Genomic DNA, 16,380 nt, shown 5'->3' with positions numbered 1-16,380 from the left:
CGTTGACCCCACCCCCCCCCGGGGGGGGGGGCTCCCCCCGTCGCTGGGCGCCTCACACCGGCCATACCACCCCCGGGGGGGGGGCCCCCACCCCCGGCGCCCGCCCCCCCCCGGCCGTACGTGTGTTGCGTCGGCCACCCACCCGTGGGCCTTCCCCCGGTGCTGGCAAGCTGGTGCGCATGACCAGACGCAAAAGCCCGCTCGTAGTCGTGGCCGTCCTGATCCTGGCCGTCCTCGGCGCGGTCGGGTACCTGCTCGCCGGCAAGGGCGGCAGCAGCCACTCCAAGGCCTCCGGCTCCTCCACCACGGCCGCCGCGGCCGCCGTGAACTCCGCGGGCTCCCCGGGCGCCAAGTCCCAGGCCCCGAAGCCGTCCCCGCCCGCCGGCCGCACCCCCGCCCCGAGCGGCACCTGGGTGCCCGCCGACCCCGCGCTGGCCGACGTCTGCCGCACCAAGCTCCCCAGCCAGGCCCAGGACACCCTCGGCCTGATCGACAAGGGTGGCCCCTACCCGTACAACCGCGACGGCATCGTCTTCGAGAACCGCGAGAGCCGCCTGCCCAAGAAGTCCGACGGCTACTACCACGAGTTCACCGTCGTCACCCCGGGCTCCAACGACCGCGGCACCCGACGCGTCGTCACCGGCGGCGCCGGCGAGCAGTACTGGTCCCCCGACCACTACGCGACCTTCCAGGAGATCGACCCGCGCTGCTGAAAGTACTTTCCAGTCAGGACTCCAGCGACTCGTCTCCGCCGCCGAGGCCGCCGGAGCCCAGCACGCGGCCCGGGCGCAGCAAGGGAGTTGACGCCCTCAACGCGCCCGCCGCCAGGTGATCCTGGCGTGCGGGCCGTGAGGGCCGGTGGTCAGCAGGGCGGTCAGCTCGTGGAGGACCGGGGTCGGGTCGCGGCGCAGCTGGACCGGGGTGGTGCGGACGACCGGGAGGCCCGCGGTGGTGAGGCGGTTGGCCCGGACCAGGCTGCGCTCGTGGTCGGCCGGGCGCAGGTGCCAGGCCCGTGAGTCGATCTCCAGCGCCACGCACGCGTGCGGCCAGTAGGCGTCGGGCACGGCGAGGAAGCGGCCGTCCAGGAACAGCACCGGGTTCCACAGCGGCTCCGACAGGCCCGAGCCCCGCAGGAGGTCGCGCGCCTCGCCCTCGACCACCGACCGCACCCCGGACGTCAGGTCCTCGACCACCTGGGCGACCTGCGGCAGCCCGAGCGCACCCGGCCGGGCGAGCAAGTGGTCCAGCAGCTCGCCGAGTTCGCAGTGCCGCCGCTGGACCGCCTCCGCGCACAGCGCCCGGAAGCGCCGCAGGCCCGGCTCGCGCGGGGCGAGGTCCGCCAGTGCCCGCGCGACGGTGGTGCTCCACAGCCCGTCGTCCCGCTGGTACCCGCTCGGCATCGGCCCGGCCGCCCGGTGGATCCGGACGAACTCGCGGTCGCCGACCCGGCGTTGCCCCGGGATCAGCACGTCGACGCCGATGAGGTCGGCCGGGTGCCCGGCGCTCGGCAGACCCGCGTCCGCGAGCACCGCGAACCCGGTCAGCAGGACTTCCCCGGTCTGCGGCGAGCGCCCCTTCGGCGCCGCGTACGCCAGTGCGGCGCGCAGTCGTTGATGTGCGGTCAGCCGCCCCGTCTGCAGGCAGATCACCCGGGGCAGCACCTGCTGCCACGGCCCGCCCGGCCGCAGCCGGTGGGCGATCGTGCCGGACGGCACCCCGAGGCGGCGCAACTGCGCCCGGGTGACGACGTGCTGCTGGTCGGCGCCGAGCAGGGCGACGGGGTCGAGGGAGTCGAGGGGAATGGCGCAGGTCATGTCACGGTGCTTCCCACCAGGATCGGATGTATGCGAAACATCGCCCGTGGGAGGGGCCCGGCAAAACAGGTTGACGCGGCCTCGGCCGGGCCGGTGAGCTGGGGGGCATATGACGACTCCCCACCAAGGCCCCGCGTTCGACGCGCTCGTCGGCCTCTCCGTGGCCGACGCCCTCGGCGCCCAGTTCTTCGTCCCCGAGGTCGCCGCCGCGCACCTCGCCGCCCGCACGACTCCGCCCGCGCCCTGGCCGTGGACCGACGACACCGAGATGGCCTGCTCGGTGTACGCCGCCCACACCGAGCGCGGCACCGTCGACACCTTCGACCTGACCTACGCCTTCGCCCTCCGCCACGACTTCGACCGCGGCTACGGCCCGGCCGCCAACCGGATGCTCCGGCTGATCCGCGAGGGCGGGGACGCCGCGGCGCTGGCCGCCGGACTCTTCGACGGCCAGGGTTCGTACGGCAACGGCGCCGCGATGCGGGTCGCCCCGCTCGGCGCCGCGCTCGCCGACGACCCGGACGCGTGCGTCCGGCTGGCCGCGCGCACCGCGGTGATCACGCACACCCACCCGCAGGCCGTCGACGGCGCCGTCGCCGTCGCGGTGGCCGCCGCGTACGCCGTGCGGGCCCGGCGCGAGCCGCTGACGCCGGACGGCCTGCTGCGGAAGGTCCTGCACCACACCCCGGACGGCGCCGTGCGGGACGGGCTCGCCGAGGCGCGCCACCTGCTCGCGGAGCCGGACTTCCGCGTCGCCGCGAAGGTGCTCGGCAACGGCAGCCGGACGTCCGCCGCCGACACCGTCCCGTACGCGCTGTGGTGCGCCGCCCGCCGGCTCGGCGACTATCCGGCGGCCGTGTGGGAGGCGATCGCGGCCGGGGGCGACGTGGACACCGTCGCCGCCATCACCGGGGGAGTGGTCGCCGCGCACACCGGCACCGCCGGCGTCCCGGAGGCCTGGCGGTCCGCCCGCGAGCCGCTGCCCGCCTGGGCGTTCCCGGTGCCGGGGTCCGTCCCGGCCGCCCGCGCCCGCGCAGAGCTGCTCGTGCCGCGGCCGCACCCCGTCCCCGACGTGGTGTGGAGCGACGAGCAGTGGCAGCGCCTGCGGACCGGGCTCGACGGCTGGGCCGTCCACACCGGGGAGGGCGTCCTGAGCATCTGCGACGCCGTGAGCGGCCACCCCGTGTGGGAGGTGGCGGTCACGCGCGTGCGTGGCGGCTGGCGTCCGGCCTCGGCGGTCGTCGAGGCCGGGCGGCGCGGGCCGTGGGACCCGGGCGCCCTCGCCCGGGTCCTGGGGTCCGCCGACGGTGGGCCGCTCAGGCCGTGACGCTCAGGCCGTAGCTCAGATGGCCGGAGCCGCTGCCGCCGTGTCTAAGGCACTCCTGGTTGATCTCCGGATCCGGGGCGCTCGGCGACGTGGCGTTGGCGATCCGCAGCTCGATGATGTCCCGGACGGCCGGCCATTCGGCGTCCAGGATCGAGTAGAACGCGGTGGACCTGACCACTCCGTCCAGGCCGCGCGAGTGCGCCCGGCGGACGCCCTCGGAGGTCGCGCCCAGCCGCTCGATCGCCGTGCGCGAGCGCAGGTTGCGGGCGTCGGCGCGCAGCGAGATCCGCTGCACCCCCCAGGTCTCGAAGGCGTGGCGCAGCATCAGCAGCTTGGCCTCGGTGTTGATGCCGGTGCCCTGGGCCCGCGGCGAGAGCCAGGTGTTGCCGATCTCCGCGGCGTCCGGCACGGCGGTGGCCGGGTCGCCGTGCGGCACGCCCGGGACCGGCGGCCACACCAGCGGGCCCTGCCAGTAGTCGAGTTCCAGGAAGCGGGTGGATCCGACCACCCGGCCGTCGGCGGCGTTCACCGTCGCGAACGGCAGCGACCGGCCCGCGGCCTGGTCCGCGAGGGCGCGCGCGACGTAGTCGCGGGCCGCTTCGAGGCCGTGCGGGACGGGGGTGAAGGCGTAGGTCGTACGGTCCTCGGCGCCGGCCTCGGCGATGGCCTCGGCGTGGTGCGCGGCGAGGGGCTCCAGCCGCACGGTGCGGCCGGTGAGGGTGACAGGTACGGGCACGGAACCTTCTGTCCTTCATCGGTCGTAGGGGGCATCTCGCGCCGGGGTGCGGCACGGGCTGCGGTGGACTGGTTCGCCCCGGCCCGGTGACCGGTCGCCGGGTACCCCGGTGCGCGCCGGAGGTCCGGTCGGGCGGGGCGGGGGCGGCGGCCCGGAGCGGGCGGCGCGGGTGCCGGAATGGTCACGGGTCCACGGACCGGTCCGGCGGGATGTGCGAGGGGACAGTATGCGTCCGCGAAATGGCCGAGGAGGAACGAGAGCGCGAAAGGAAGCGGGCGGCCAGATGAAGGCAAGATGCGTCGTGGGTTCTGCCGGCACCGATCCGGGACGTGATCGACGGCGTTACGGACGACGTGATGACGACGCGACGATGCGAGGCAGCGAGAGGACGATACCCGCCAGAAGGCGGTGCGTCACTTCGCGGCGCGCGTTTGGGGGCTCGGGTCGTCGCGGCGCGCTCCGGATCTTGCTGCCGGGACCCCTTGGCGACCCCCCTGACCAGCGGCTTTTCGATCGGGTGCGATCATGGTTCGCGGCGGTCGGCCGCGGCCGCGGCGACGTCGTCCGGGTGGGCGGGAATTCCGGCGGCGCGCCGCACGCTGGAGACGACGAGAAGGGCGAACAGCCGGGTCCGCCGGGACGAGCAGAGAACGGGGTTGGGTGCGCGGTGCGTGATTTCCAGGCGCTGTACGAGCTGGATCAGCAGGGCGTGGCCGCCGTGGCCGCGGCGAACGCCGAGCTGAGCGACACCGGTGCGGGCCTCGTGCTGCTCCACCACTTCGAGGGCTTCATGGACGCCGGCGAGGCCGGCGGGCAGGTGGTGGACCACCTGCTGGAGTCGGGGTCGCCGCAGGTCGTCGCCCGCTTCGACCACGACCGCCTGGTGGACTACCGGGCCCGCCGCCCGTCGATGGTCTTCGACCGCGACCACTGGACGTCGTACGACCCGCCGGAGATCCTGCTCCAGCTGGTGCGCGACGCCGCCGGCGCGCCGTTCCTGCTGCTCAGCGGCCCCGAGCCGGACGTCGAGTGGGAGCGCTTCGCGGGCGCCGTCCGCGAGCTGGTGGAGCGCTTCGAGGTCCGGCTGAGCCTGGACTTCCACGGCATCCCGATGGGCGTGCCGCACACCCGCCCGGTCGGCCTGACGCCGCACGGCAACCGGCTCGACCTGGCCGCCGACCACCCGCAGTGGTTCGAGCAGGCGCAGGTCCCCGGCAGTGCGCAGGCGCTGCTGGAGTACCGGCTCGCCGAGTCCGGCCACGACGTCCTGGGCTTCGCCGTGCACGTGCCGCACTACGTGGCGCGCTCGGCGTACCCGGCGGCCGCCGTGCTGATCCTGGAGGCCGTGCAGTCGGCCACCGGCCTGGTGCTCCCGGGCACCGGACTGCGCCGCCGGGTGGACGAGGTCCACGCCGACATCGAGGAGCAGCTGTCCCAGGGGGACGGCGAGTTGCGGTCCGCGATCCGCGGCATGGAGGGCCAGTACGACGCCGTGGCGGGCGCGGAGAGCCGGGAGAGCCTGCTGGCGGAGCCGGTCGACCTGCCCTCGGCGGACGAGCTGGGCCGCCGCTTCGAGCAGTTCCTGGCCGAGCACGAGCGCGGCACGGAATAGGGAACAGCGGGACAGCCGACCGGGAGTCATCCGGCGCCCGCCGTTCGTTGGCCCCTGCGGTGCCCGGGGGACGGGTCGCCGCAGCGAGACGACTGCTGCCCCCGGGGGGATGCCATGCCGATGACGACACGCCCGGCCGCCGCCGTGACGGCCGCCGGGCTGGCCGCGGTGCTGCTCGCGGCCTGCAGCTCCGGGAGCGGGTCGGACGGCGCGTCCGGGAAGGGCTTCGCGGGCGCGCTGCCCGCTCACGCCCCGGCGACGCCCACGGCCACGCAGACACCCACGCCGACGCCGACGCCGCTCCCCGCCGGGCCCTACGTGGCGCTCGGCGACTCCTACACCGCCGGCATCAAGATCGCCCCGCAGGTCGGCGACCCGAAGGGCTGTGACCGCTCCGGGGTCAACTACCCGTCCCTGGTGGCGAAGGCACTCGGGCTGGCACCCGGCCAGTTCCAGGACGTCAGCTGCAGCGGCGCCCGCACCGGCGACCTCACCAGCCCCCAGCAGACCGACGGCGGCGCCAACCCGCCCCAGCTGGACGCGCTCACCCCGGCCACCCGCCTGGTCACGGTCGGGATCGGCGGCAACGACGCGGGCTTCATGGAGGTCGTCACCCAGTGCGCCAAGGACAACCTGGTGGACGCGGTGAAGGGCCTCGTCGGCAGCGGGCGCGCCGCCTCGCCCTGCCGGGACCGCTACGCCGCCGGCGGCACCGACGAGGTGCAGCGCAAGGTCGACGCGGCCGGTGACCGGCTCGGCCGGGCCCTGAAGGAGATCGGGCGCCGCTCCCCGCAGGCCCGGGTGTACGTGGTCGGCTACCCGGCCTTGCTCCCGGCCGACCCGGCGAGCTGCGGGCCGGTGCTCGGCAGCACCCTCGCCCCCGCCGACCTCGGCTTCCTGGTCGAGAAGGAGCAGCAGCTCAACGGCATGCTCCGCAAACGCGCGGAGAGCGCCGGCGCGGTCTTCGTGGACGCGGCCACCCCCTCCGCGGGGCACGACATGTGCGCCGGAGGCGCCCGCTGGGTCGAGCCGCCGTTCCCGGCCCCGGGCCTCGCGGCGATCCACCCGAACGCCAAGGGCCAGGAGGCGGTGGCCGCCGTCGTCCTCAAGGCCGTCAAGGGCTGAAGAGGGCCGAACAGGGCTGAAGTGGGCCGAAAGGGCCGAAGGGCCCGAACGGCAGGGCACGGCGCGTACGCAAAGGATTCACGCCCCGGTCCGCGCCCCTTCGCGCGCGGCACACCCCGCGTGTCGGAGGCGCGGCGTACGGTGAAGCCCATATGGACGACACTGCGCACCGCCCCGCCGCCGCCCCCGACCCGTACGACCACGCCGCGGAGGCCCGCTGGGTCCCCGAACCCGACAAGCGTCCCGGTCGCACGGCCTTCCAGCGCGACCGCGCCCGGGTGCTGCACTCGGCCGCGCTGCGCCGCCTGGCCGGCACCACGCAGGTGGTCGCCCCGATGCGCAGCGACTTCCCCCGCACCCGGCTCACCCACTCCCTCGAATGCGCGCAGGTCGGCCGGGAGTTGGGCGCGGCCCTGGGCTGCGACCCGGACCTCGTCGAGACGGCCTGCCTGGCCCACGACATCGGCCACCCGCCCTTCGGCCACACCGGCGAGGAGGCCCTCGACCAGGCCGCCGAGGCCTGCGGCGGCTTCGAGGGCAACGCGCAGTCCCTGCGCATCCTCACCCGCCTGGAACCCAAGCGCTTCGCCCCGCAGGACGAGCAGCCCGCCGCCCGCCTCGCCCCCTGGCCGGGCCGCAGCGTCGGCCTCAACCTGACCCGCGCCGCCCTCGACGCCGCCACCAAGTACCCGTGGACCCACGGCGCCCACCCGGGCGACCCGGCCTCGCCCAAGTACGGCGTCTACGCCGACGACCTGCCGGTCTTCCGCTGGCTGCGGGCGGGCTCCCCGGCCGGGCGCAAGTGCTTCGAGGCCACCGTCATGGACTGGTCCGACGACGTCGCCTACTCCACCCACGACGTCGAGGACGGCCTCCAGGCCGGGCACATCGACCCCGCCGCGCTGCGCGCCCCCGGCGAGCGCGAGGAGCTCTTCAAGGTCGCCGAGCGCTACGCCCGCGACGCCGAGCCCGAGGAACTCGCCGCCGCCCTCGACCGGCTGCTCGCCCAGGAGTGGTGGCCGCGCTCCTACGACGGCACCGCGCGCGCCCGGGCCGGCCTCAAGGACCTCACCAGCCAGCTGATCGGCCGCTTCTGCCTGGCCGCCGAGCAGGCCACCCGGGCCCGCTACGGCCCCGGCCGGCTGACCCGCTACGCGGCCGAGCTGGTGGTGCCGCGGGACGTCCGGCTGGAGTGCGCGGTGCTCAAGGCGGTCGCCGTCCGCTACGTGATGCAGCGCGACGAGCAGGCCCAGCTGCGGGCCCGCCAGCGGATCGTGATCGCCGAGCTGGCCTACGTGCTGACCGAGCGCGCGCCCGAGGGCCTCGACCCGGTCTTCGCCGCCCAGTACCACGAGGCCGAGGACGACCGGGCGGCCCTGCGGACGGTCATCGACCAGATCGCCACCCTCACCGACGCCTCGGCGCTGGCCCTCCACGCCAAGCTCGTCGGCGCCGCCTGGAAGTAGCGGAGGGAACGGGGGATCGCGGCCGCCGGAAACCCCGGCCACCCCAGTAGACTTCCGGGGTGGCCGGGCGGATCAGGGACGAAGACGTGCAGGCGGTGCGCAGCGCACTGCCCATCGACGCGGTGGTCGGCGACTACGTACAGCTGACCAATGGCGGCGGCGGCGAGTACAAGGGCGTCTGCCCCTTCCACGACGAGAAGTCCGCCTCCTTCTACGTGAACCCCGCCAAGGGCGTCTTCCACTGCTTCGGCTGCCAGGAGAACGGCGACACCATCGCCTTCCTGATGAAGATCGAGCACTTCACCTTCGCCGAGGCCGTCGAGCGGATGGCCGCCCAGGCCGGCATCACCCTGCGCTACGAGGAGGGCGGCTACAGCCCCCGCCACCAGCAGGGCGAGCGCACCCGCCTGGTCGAGGCGCACAAGGTGGCCGCCGCCTTCTACCAGGAGCAGCTGGCCTCGCCGGAGGCGGAGATCGGCCGCCGCTTCCTGGCCGAGCGCGGCTTCGACGAGGAGTCCGCCAAGACCTTCGGCGTCGGCTACGCCCCGGCCGGCTGGGAGCACCTGGTCCGCTACCTGCGCGGCAAGGGCTTCTCGGACAAGGAGATCCTGCTCGGCGGCCTGGCCTCGCAGGGGCAGCGCGGCGGCCTGATCGACCGTTTCCGGGGCCGGCTGGTCTGGCCGATCCGGGACATCGCGGGCGAGGTGGTGGGCTTCGGCGCCCGTCGGCTGCGCGAGGACGACAACGGCCCGAAGTACCTGAACACCCCCGAGACGCCGATCTACAAGAAGTCCCACGTGCTGTACGGCATCGACCTGGCGAAGAAGGAGATCGCCAAGTCCGGCCGCGCGGTGGTGGTCGAGGGCTACACCGACGTGATGGCCTGCCACCTGGCGGGCGTCACCACGGCGGTGGCCACCTGCGGCACGGCCTTCGCCGAGGACCACATCAAGATCATCCGCCGGCTGCTGATGGACACCTCCCAGTACCGCGGCGAGACGGTCTTCACCTTCGACGGCGACGCGGCCGGCCAGAAGGCCGCGCTGCGCGCGTTCGAGGACGACCAGAAGTTCGCCGCCAAGACCTCCATCGCGGTCAGCCCGGGCGGCATGGACCCGTGCGAGCTGCGGCTGGCCAAGGGCGACGACGCGGTCCGCGAGCTGATCGACAACCCGGTCCCGCTGTTCGAGTTCGCGCTGACCTCGGCGGTGGCCCGGCACCGGGTGGACACCCCGGAGGGGCGGTCGGCGGCGCTGGAGGAGGCGGCCCCGATCGTCGCCAAGATCAAGGACCGCTCGATCCAGCACGAGTACGCCGTCCGCCTGGCCGGCATGCTCGGCATCCTGGACGAGCCCTTCGTCGTCCGCCGGGTCTCCCAGCTCGCTCGCTGGGACCGCGAGCGCCAGCAGAACCCGCGCGGCGCCGCCCAGCGCCGCCCGGAGTCCGAGCAGGTCCGCCCGGCCCGGCCCGCCTTCGTGCTGAACCCGCGCGACCCGGCCCAGTTCGTGGAGCGCGAACTGCTCAAGCTGGCGCTCCAGCACCCGGACCTGGTCAGCCCGGCCTTCGACCACTACGGCGAGGACGAGTTCCCGACCGCGCCCTACACGGCCGTGCGGCAGGCGATCGCCAAGGCCGGCGGCGCCGCGTACGGGGCGACCCTGCCGGACTTCACGAGCGCGGTGCGCGAGGCGGCCCCGGACGACCGGGTGCGCTCGCTGGTGACCGAGCTGATCGTGGAGCCGGTGCGCTCGCGCCGCAAGGCGGACGCCGTCTACGCGGGGGAGTTCCTGGTCAAGCTGCGCCTGCTGGCCGTCGACCGGCGGATCGCCGAGGTCCGCGGCTACCTCCAGCGGCTCGGCCCGCGGGCCGACGCCGAGCAGCAGCACGCGGTGCAGACGGAGCTGTGGCAGCTCCAGCAGTACGGGCAGCAGCTGCGCAGCGGGGGCGCCGCGGCGCTCTGACGCGGGCGCGGGCGGCGCGCGGGGCGCGTCCAGAAAGTCGGCGCACGAGTCTCGGCCACGGAGCGTGGCGTACCGCACACTGGAGGGCGTCCCAGCACCGTACAGCGCGGGTCCGCCAGAGTCGCGCGCGCCCCGAGGGGATGCCCGTGGACCAAGGCCTTGCCGCGACGTCCAGTCCGACCGACAGACCGAATCCCCCCGCGCCGCCCGCCGGCCCGGTGCCGATCCCCTGCGAGGAGGCGGACCACGGCCGGGCCGGCGCCCCGCCCCCGGACGGTGCCCGGGTGCCCGCCCAGGGCCGGCCGGAGGGCCACCCCGAAGCCCCGGACGTCCCGGTGCCCGTGGCCGGGGCGGCGACGGAGGCCGATCCCGACGAGGAGCCCGACGACCGGAGCCGTCCCGACACCGGGGGCTCGGCCGCGGACCTGCTCCGCCAGTACCTCCGCGAGATCGGCCGGATCCGGCTGCTCAACGCCGCCGAGGAGGTGGAGCTGGCCCGCCGGATCGAGGCGGGCCTGTTCGCCGAGGAGCGCCTGCACCGCGAACCCCCGCCGCCCGACCCGCTGGCCGACGAGCTGGACTGCCTCGTGGTGCTCGGCCGGATCGCCAAGCGCCGCCTGATCGAGGCGAACCTGCGCCTCGTCGTGTCCGTCGCCAAGCGCTACGTCGGCCGCGGGCTGACCCTGCTGGACCTGGTCCAGGAGGGCAACCTCGGCCTGATCCGGGCGGTGGAGAAGTTCGACTACGCGCGCGGCTACAAGTTCTCCACCTACGCCACCTGGTGGATCCGGCAGGCGATGAGCCGGGCCCTGGCCGACCAGGCCCGGACGATCCGGGTGCCGGTGCACGTGGTCGAGCTGATCAACCGGGTGGTCCGGGTGCAGCGGGCGCTGCTCCAGGAGCGCGGTGTCGAGCCGGGCGCGGCCGACATCGCGACGGCGCTCGAACTGACGGAGGAGCGGGTGCGCGAGCTGCTCCGGCTGGCGCAGGAGCCGATCTCGCTGCACACCCCGGTGGGGGAGGAGGACGACGTCGCGCTCGGGGACCTGATCGAGGACGCCGACGCCGCCTCGCCCGCCGAGTCCGCGACCTTCCTCCTGCTGCGCCAGCACCTGGAGGCGGTGCTGGCCACCCTCGGCGAGCGCGAGCGCCAGGTGGTCCAGCTCCGCTACGGGCTGGACGACGGGCGCCCGCGCACGCTGGAGGAGATCGGCTCGGTGTTCGGGGTGACGCGCGAGCGGATCCGCCAGATCGAGTCGAAGACGCTGGTCAAGCTCCGCGAGCACGCCTTCGCCGCGCAGCTGCGCGGGTACCTCGACTGAGCGGCGCCGCTACGACACGGCCGTGGGAGCGGCGGACGGGCTCGCGGTGGCGTCGGCCGTGGGACTCGCCGTGCCCCCGACCCCCGGGGGCGGCGAGGCGGGTCCGACCGGGATCGGGGTGGACGCCACCATGCCCGCCGGGTCGGACATCGGCGCGATGCACAGGTTGCCCTCGGGCTGGTGCCCGCAGACCTGGAAGGTGACGGCCGGGTCCGCCGCGCTGAGCATCAGCGAGTAGTTGTCGTAGCCGTAGTGGATCAGCGCCTGCTCGCTCTCACCGGTGCTGCTGGTGATGGTCGCGTAGTCCTGCGGCTGGCCTTCGTTGATCGCCGCCCACACGGCCTGGCACTTCTGGCTGTAGCGGAGGTAGATGACGACCTTGCCGATGACGTCGGACTGCAGCGTGCGGGCGTCCTTGCCGCAGCCGGTGTCCTTGGGGTTCTTGTGCGCGCAGCCCATGGCCTGGCAGGTGGGGTCGGACGAGACGGGCTTGGCGGGCACCGTCACGGGGGCGGAGGAGGTGCCGGGGTCCGCGAGGGGCGTCGACGGATCGTCGTGCCGGGTCGCCCGCAGGCCCACCAGGACCAGGACGACGGCCACCACGGCCGCGCAGGCCAGCAGCGGGGCGGGGCGCCGCCACCAGGCCGTGGCGGGTTCGGGCTCGCCGGCCGGGAGGACCTCGACCGGTTCGGCGGTGTCCTGGACGCCGGCGACCCGCGGAGCGTCCGCGTCCGCGTCGGCCTCGGCGGCCGTGTCCTGCGCACCGGCTTCCGCGCCGGAGGGCCCGGCCACGGCCTGCTGCCAGAGCGCCCGCAGGGCGGGCCCGTCGCACTCGACGGCCCCGATCAGCGCGTCCAGGGCCTGCTCGGTGATGACCCGCTTGCCGTTCAGCCAGCGCTCCCAGGAGGCCCGGCTGTAGTGGGTCCGGGTGGCGAGCTCGGACAGCGAGAGCCCGGCGGCGTCCTTGAGCGTGCGCAGTTCCTCGGCAAGGCTTCGAGCGGGCCCGGTCAGCTCCTCGGGCAGTTGCTTCCAGGCGGAACCCATGCGGCCCTTCCATGCAATCGAGACGGTGGATCGGGAGGATCGATCGGGGGGAGCTCCGGGTGAGGGGGGCTCCGACCCCGGGCCGTTCGGGTGTCTCCGCTTCTCCAACCTCAACCTTCGGCCGTCCCAAACCCCAGGTCCTGGCGCTGAGACGGACCGAAGTGTCTCACAACCCCCGGGGACGCTCGAACAATCGTGTCTCCGTCGTGCACAGTTCTCTAGCCGGTGCGGTTCGCCCACCGGACGCTTCGTTCGGACGCGGACCGTTCAGCGGTCGTCCGTCCGACACCCAGGTCCCGGTACCCCCACCGTCCGGGGCAGCCTCGCGGGGGGAGGCTGCCCCGGATGTACCGGGACGCACGACGGGGAGGGCGCTCCGGCGCCCTCCCCGTCGTGGCCGTTCACTGGGAGGTCCGGCGGGGACGGTTCAGTGGTGGAACCCCGTCCGGGCCGGCACCCCGAGCTCCTTCAGCGGGACGGGCTGGCGCCGCAGCTCGGGCAGCAACCGGCCGAGGTCGGCCAGCAGCAGGTCGGCGAGGTCGCGGGAGAAGCCGTTGCGGCACACGACCCGCAGCACCGACAGGTCCTCCCGGTTCGCCGGGAACGTGTACGCGGGCACCTGCCAGCCGCGCTCGCGCAGGCGCCGGGACACGTCGAACACGTCGAAGGGGACGCCGTCGTCCGTGGTGACGGCGAACACCGGCAGCTGGTCGCCGCGGGTGAGCAGCCGGAAGCCGTCGAGCTCGCCGATCCTCCCGGACAGGTACGTCGCGACCTCCCGGGACGCGCCCTGGACGGCCCGGAAGCCCTCCCGGCCGAGCCGCAGGAAGGTGTAGTACTGCGCGACCACCTGGGCGCCGGGCCGGGAGAAGTTGAGCGCGAAGGTGGGCATCTCGCCGCCGAGGTAGTTGACCCGGAAGACCAGCTCCTGCGGCAGCGCCTCGTGGTCGCGCCACAGCGCCCAGCCGACGCCGGGGTAGACCAGCCCGTACTTGTGGCCGGAGGTGTTGATCGAGGCGACCCTGGGCAGCCGGAAGTCCCACACCAGGTCGGGGTCGAGGAAGGGCGCCACCATGCCGCCGGAGGCGCCGTCCACGTGCACCGGGACGTCGAGGCCGGTGCGCCGCTGGAGCTCGTCCAGGGCCGCGCAGATCTCGGCGACCGGCTCGTAGGAGCCGTCGAAGGTGGAGCCGAGGACGCCGACGACGCCGATGGTGTCCTCGTCGCACAGCTCGACCGCGCGCAGGGCGTCGAGGTGGAAGCGCTCGCCCTCCATCGGGGCGGTGCGCGCCTCGACCTCCCAGAAGGTGCAGAACTTCTCCCAGCACACCTGGACGTTGACGCCCATCACCAGGTTGGGCCGGGCCCCGGCCGCGTAGCGCTCGGCGTTGCGGCGCATCCAGCGGCGCTTGAGCGCGAGGCCGGCCAGCATGCAGGCCTCGCTGGAGCCGGTGGTGGAGCAGCCGACGGCGGCGTCCGGGTCGGGGGCGTGCCACAGGTCGGCGAGGATCGCCACGCAGCGCCGCTCCAGTTCGGCGGTCTGCGGGTACTCGTCCTTGTCGATCATGTTCTTGTCCAGGCACTCGGTCATCAGCCGGGTGGCCTGCACCTCCATGGAGGTGGTGACGAAGGTGGCCAGGTTGAGCCTGGCGTTGCCGTCCAGCATCAGCTCGTCGTGGATCAGCTGGTAGGCGGTGTCGGCCGGGACGGGGCCGTCGCCGAGGCGGTGCAGCGGCGGCGCCAGCTCCATCGCGCCGAGCGGGTCGGCGGTGGCCACGAACGGGCTGATGCTCAGCCGGCGGTCGTCGCCGGCCCCCTTGTGCAGCGCCATGGGTGCCTGTCGCCCTTCGCCCGGGTGGCCGTGTCCCGTCCCACGCTGCCACCGGGGGCGGGCTGACGCACCTTCATCGGGCGGATCCGCGGAGCCGGACGGCTCAGGCGGCCGTCTCCGGGTGGATCCGCTCCCGGGCGGCCCGGTACTGGCGCAGCACCGCGGAGCCGATCGCCAGGTCCTGGTCGCCCTCGGGCTCGACGGTCTCGGCCCCGGCGAGCTCCCACTGCGGCGGCCCGGGCGTGCCGGCCAACGCCCAGGCGGCCTGCCGGGCGGCCCCGCGGGCGGCGTGGGCGCCCGGCGGGGGGATGACGACGGGGACGCCGAACACCAGCGGGGCCACGTGCCGGACGGCGGGCAGCCGTCCGGCGGTGCCGAGCAGGAACACCCGCTTGATCCCCACGCCCTGGGCGCGCAGGACGTCCAGGGCGTCCGCGATGTTGCAGAGCATGCCCTCGACGGCGGCCCGGGCCAGGTGCTGCGGGGCCATCGACTCGGCCCGCAGGCCGGACAGGGTGCCGGCCGCGTGCGGCAGGGCGGGGGTCCGCTCGCCGTCCAGGTAGGGCAGCAGGACGAGGCCGTACGCGCCGGGGGAGGAGTGCAGGGCGAGGTCGCTCAGCCCGTCGAGGTCCTGGCCGAGCAGGGCGGCGGTGGAGCGGAGGACCTGGGCGGCGTTCAGGGTGGCGACCATCGGCAGGTGGTGGCCGGTGGCGTCGGCGAAGGAGGAGACCAGCCCGGTGGCGTCCACGACGGCCCGGTCGTGCACCGCGAAGATCGTCCCGGCGCTGCCCAGCGAGACCACCGCGTCGCCGGGGCGCAGGCCGAGGCCGAGCGCGGCGGCCATGTTGTCGCCGGTGCCGGCCGAGATCAGCAGGCCCTCGGGGGTGTGCCCGGCGGGCTCGGCGGGGCCGAGGACGTCGGGCAGCTTCAGCTCGTGGCCGAGCGCGAGCTTCACCAGGTCCTGCCGGTACTCGCCGGTGATCGGGGACCAGTAGCCGGTGCCGGAGGCGTCGCCCCGGTCGGTGGTGCGGCGCTTGGGGCTGCCGAGCAGCTGGGAGACCAGCCAGTCGTGCGGCAGCAGCACCTCGGCCACCCGGCGGGCGTTGGCGGGCTCGAACTCGGCCAGCCAGCGCAGCTTGGCGATGGTGTACGTCGGCCCGGGGACGGCGCCGATCGCGGCCGTCCAGGCGGCCGGGCCGCCGAGGGCGTCGAGCAGCTTGGCGGCGGCCCCGCTGGAGCGCGGGTCGTGCCAGAGGATCGCGGGCCGCACCAGCACGCCGCCCGCGTCGAGGCCGATCATGCCGTGCTGCTGCGCGCTGACTCCGATCGCGCGGACGCCCTCCAGCAGGCCGCCGGCGGCCGCGTCGCCGAGGGAGTGCAGCCAGACCTGCGGGTCGGCCTCGCCGGCCCGGGTCTCGGTGCCCTCGGGGACGGGGTGCGGAGCCTTCCCGGAGCGCAGCACGGCACCGGTCTCGGCGTCGCACGCGACGATCCGGGTGCGACTGGTCGAGCTGTCTATCCCCGCGACGATGGCCATGTCGAGATCATGCCTCAGCCCGGCCCGGGACGCGTCCGGACCGGGGAGGCCTTTGCCCGTTCGGTACCCGGGGGGCCTGTCTTCGGCCCCCCGGACACCCGGACTTCACCGGGGTGTCACGGCCGGAAGGTACCCCAGCCGTCGTCCTCCGGGCGGGCCCGGTTGAAGTACGGCACCCGGTCGGTCACGGCGGCCGGCAGGTGGTCGCCGACCCGGTCCGCGACCGCGCCGGCGGCCTTCCCGGCCACTGCGCCGGCCTGCTGCCTGGCCCGGTCCGTCGCGCCCTGGACCTTGGGGCTCCGGGCGATCTGCCGGGTGACCTTGGCGATCTGGTCGTAGCGTTGGCGCCCGGCCCGGGAGCCAAGGACGTAGCCGGCCGCGAGTCCGACGGCCAACGACAGCTTCCACATGATCGGATTCCACCCTCTCCTGGCGGCCTTCTGCCGCATTGCCCTACCCGTCCGTCGGGACGGCGAACCGTCCGCGTCCCCAGCATCCCCGGGGGGTGCGCCCGGCGCGCGCGGGGCACGCCGCACGGGGCTCCGGGGCGGCGGGGGAAAGCGATTGGCGGACCACCCCCCCGAGTGCGCTAATGTATGTCCCGC

Annotated in this window: 13 protein-coding genes; 7 read left to right on the top strand and 6 right to left on the bottom strand. The window is 74.9% G+C overall.

Features of this window, described 5'->3' with window-relative positions:
- Positions 1–179 precede the first annotated feature (179 nt).
- Complete coding sequence (locus ACFVSN_RS24095) at positions 180–713, top strand: ribonuclease (protein ID WP_387956560.1); 534 nt, start codon at positions 180–182, stop codon at positions 711–713.
- Between the two features lie 96 nt (positions 714–809).
- On the opposite strand, the gene ACFVSN_RS24090 is transcribed toward ACFVSN_RS24095, so the two are convergent.
- On the bottom strand, positions 810–1,814 hold the full coding sequence (locus ACFVSN_RS24090) for a hypothetical protein (RefSeq protein WP_380445330.1): 1,005 nt from the start codon (positions 1,812–1,814) through the stop codon (positions 810–812).
- A 109-nt stretch (positions 1,815–1,923) separates the two neighbouring features.
- Between ACFVSN_RS24090 and ACFVSN_RS24085 the strand changes: the two genes are divergently transcribed.
- The gene (locus tag ACFVSN_RS24085) at positions 1,924–3,141 is read left to right on the top strand and encodes an ADP-ribosylglycohydrolase family protein (protein ID WP_387956559.1); all 1,218 of its coding nucleotides are present in this window, start codon (positions 1,924–1,926) and stop codon (positions 3,139–3,141) included.
- Here the strand turns inward: ACFVSN_RS24085 and ACFVSN_RS24080 are convergent.
- Positions 3,131–3,877 carry a GNAT family protein gene (locus ACFVSN_RS24080; protein WP_359969740.1) on the bottom strand — a complete coding sequence of 249 codons (747 nt, stop codon included), beginning with the start codon at positions 3,875–3,877 and terminating at the stop codon, positions 3,131–3,133. The genes ACFVSN_RS24085 and ACFVSN_RS24080 overlap by 11 nt on opposite strands.
- A 667-nt stretch (positions 3,878–4,544) precedes the next feature.
- Between ACFVSN_RS24080 and ACFVSN_RS24075 the strand changes: the two genes are divergently transcribed.
- From ACFVSN_RS24075 to ACFVSN_RS24055, 5 genes are all read left to right on the top strand, one after another.
- The gene (locus tag ACFVSN_RS24075) at positions 4,545–5,489 is read left to right on the top strand and encodes a PAC2 family protein (RefSeq protein ID WP_380445332.1); all 945 of its coding nucleotides are present in this window, start codon (positions 4,545–4,547) and stop codon (positions 5,487–5,489) included.
- A gap of 120 nt (positions 5,490–5,609) precedes the next feature.
- The gene (locus ACFVSN_RS24070) at positions 5,610–6,614 is read left to right on the top strand and encodes an SGNH/GDSL hydrolase family protein (protein ID WP_387956558.1); all 1,005 of its coding nucleotides are present in this window, start codon (positions 5,610–5,612) and stop codon (positions 6,612–6,614) included.
- Between the two features lie 152 nt (positions 6,615–6,766).
- Positions 6,767–8,080, top strand: a complete 1,314-nt coding sequence (locus ACFVSN_RS24065) for a deoxyguanosinetriphosphate triphosphohydrolase (protein ID WP_380445334.1) — start codon at positions 6,767–6,769, stop codon at positions 8,078–8,080.
- 59 nt (positions 8,081–8,139) lie between these two features.
- Positions 8,140–10,041 carry a DNA primase gene (gene dnaG / locus ACFVSN_RS24060; RefSeq protein WP_380445335.1) on the top strand — a complete coding sequence of 634 codons (1,902 nt, stop codon included), beginning with the start codon at positions 8,140–8,142 and terminating at the stop codon, positions 10,039–10,041.
- Positions 10,042–10,181: 140 nt separating this feature from the next.
- Positions 10,182–11,363, top strand: coding sequence for a sigma-70 family RNA polymerase sigma factor (locus ACFVSN_RS24055; RefSeq protein ID WP_387956556.1), 1,182 nt, complete (start codon positions 10,182–10,184; stop codon positions 11,361–11,363).
- A gap of 9 nt (positions 11,364–11,372) precedes the next feature.
- Here the strand turns inward: ACFVSN_RS24055 and ACFVSN_RS24050 are convergent, their stop codons facing one another.
- The 4 genes from ACFVSN_RS24050 to ACFVSN_RS24035 all read right to left on the bottom strand — a co-directional run bounded on the left by ACFVSN_RS24050 (position 11,373) and on the right by ACFVSN_RS24035 (position 16,185).
- The gene (locus tag ACFVSN_RS24050) at positions 11,373–12,407 is read right to left on the bottom strand and encodes a helix-turn-helix domain-containing protein (RefSeq protein ID WP_380500207.1); all 1,035 of its coding nucleotides are present in this window, start codon (positions 12,405–12,407) and stop codon (positions 11,373–11,375) included.
- Between the two features lie 427 nt (positions 12,408–12,834).
- Positions 12,835–14,238 carry a glutamate decarboxylase gene (locus tag ACFVSN_RS24045; RefSeq protein WP_380445338.1) on the bottom strand — a complete coding sequence of 468 codons (1,404 nt, stop codon included), beginning with the start codon at positions 14,236–14,238 and terminating at the stop codon, positions 12,835–12,837.
- 103 nt (positions 14,239–14,341) lie between these two features.
- On the bottom strand, positions 14,342–15,775 hold the full coding sequence (locus tag ACFVSN_RS24040) for an FGGY family carbohydrate kinase (RefSeq protein ID WP_380445339.1): 1,434 nt from the start codon (positions 15,773–15,775) through the stop codon (positions 14,342–14,344).
- 116 nt (positions 15,776–15,891) lie between these two features.
- Positions 15,892–16,185 carry a hypothetical protein gene (locus ACFVSN_RS24035; protein ID WP_380445340.1) on the bottom strand — a complete coding sequence of 98 codons (294 nt, stop codon included), beginning with the start codon at positions 16,183–16,185 and terminating at the stop codon, positions 15,892–15,894.
- Positions 16,186–16,380: the final 195 nt, after the last annotated feature.

It is taken from the genome of Kitasatospora sp. NPDC057904, assembly GCF_042887925.1.
In the GTDB taxonomy this organism is placed as follows: Bacteria; Actinomycetota; Actinomycetes; order Streptomycetales; family Streptomycetaceae; genus Kitasatospora.
Note: the sequence above shows the minus strand (reverse complement) of the source record. Positions and strands in the feature narration are given on the sequence as shown.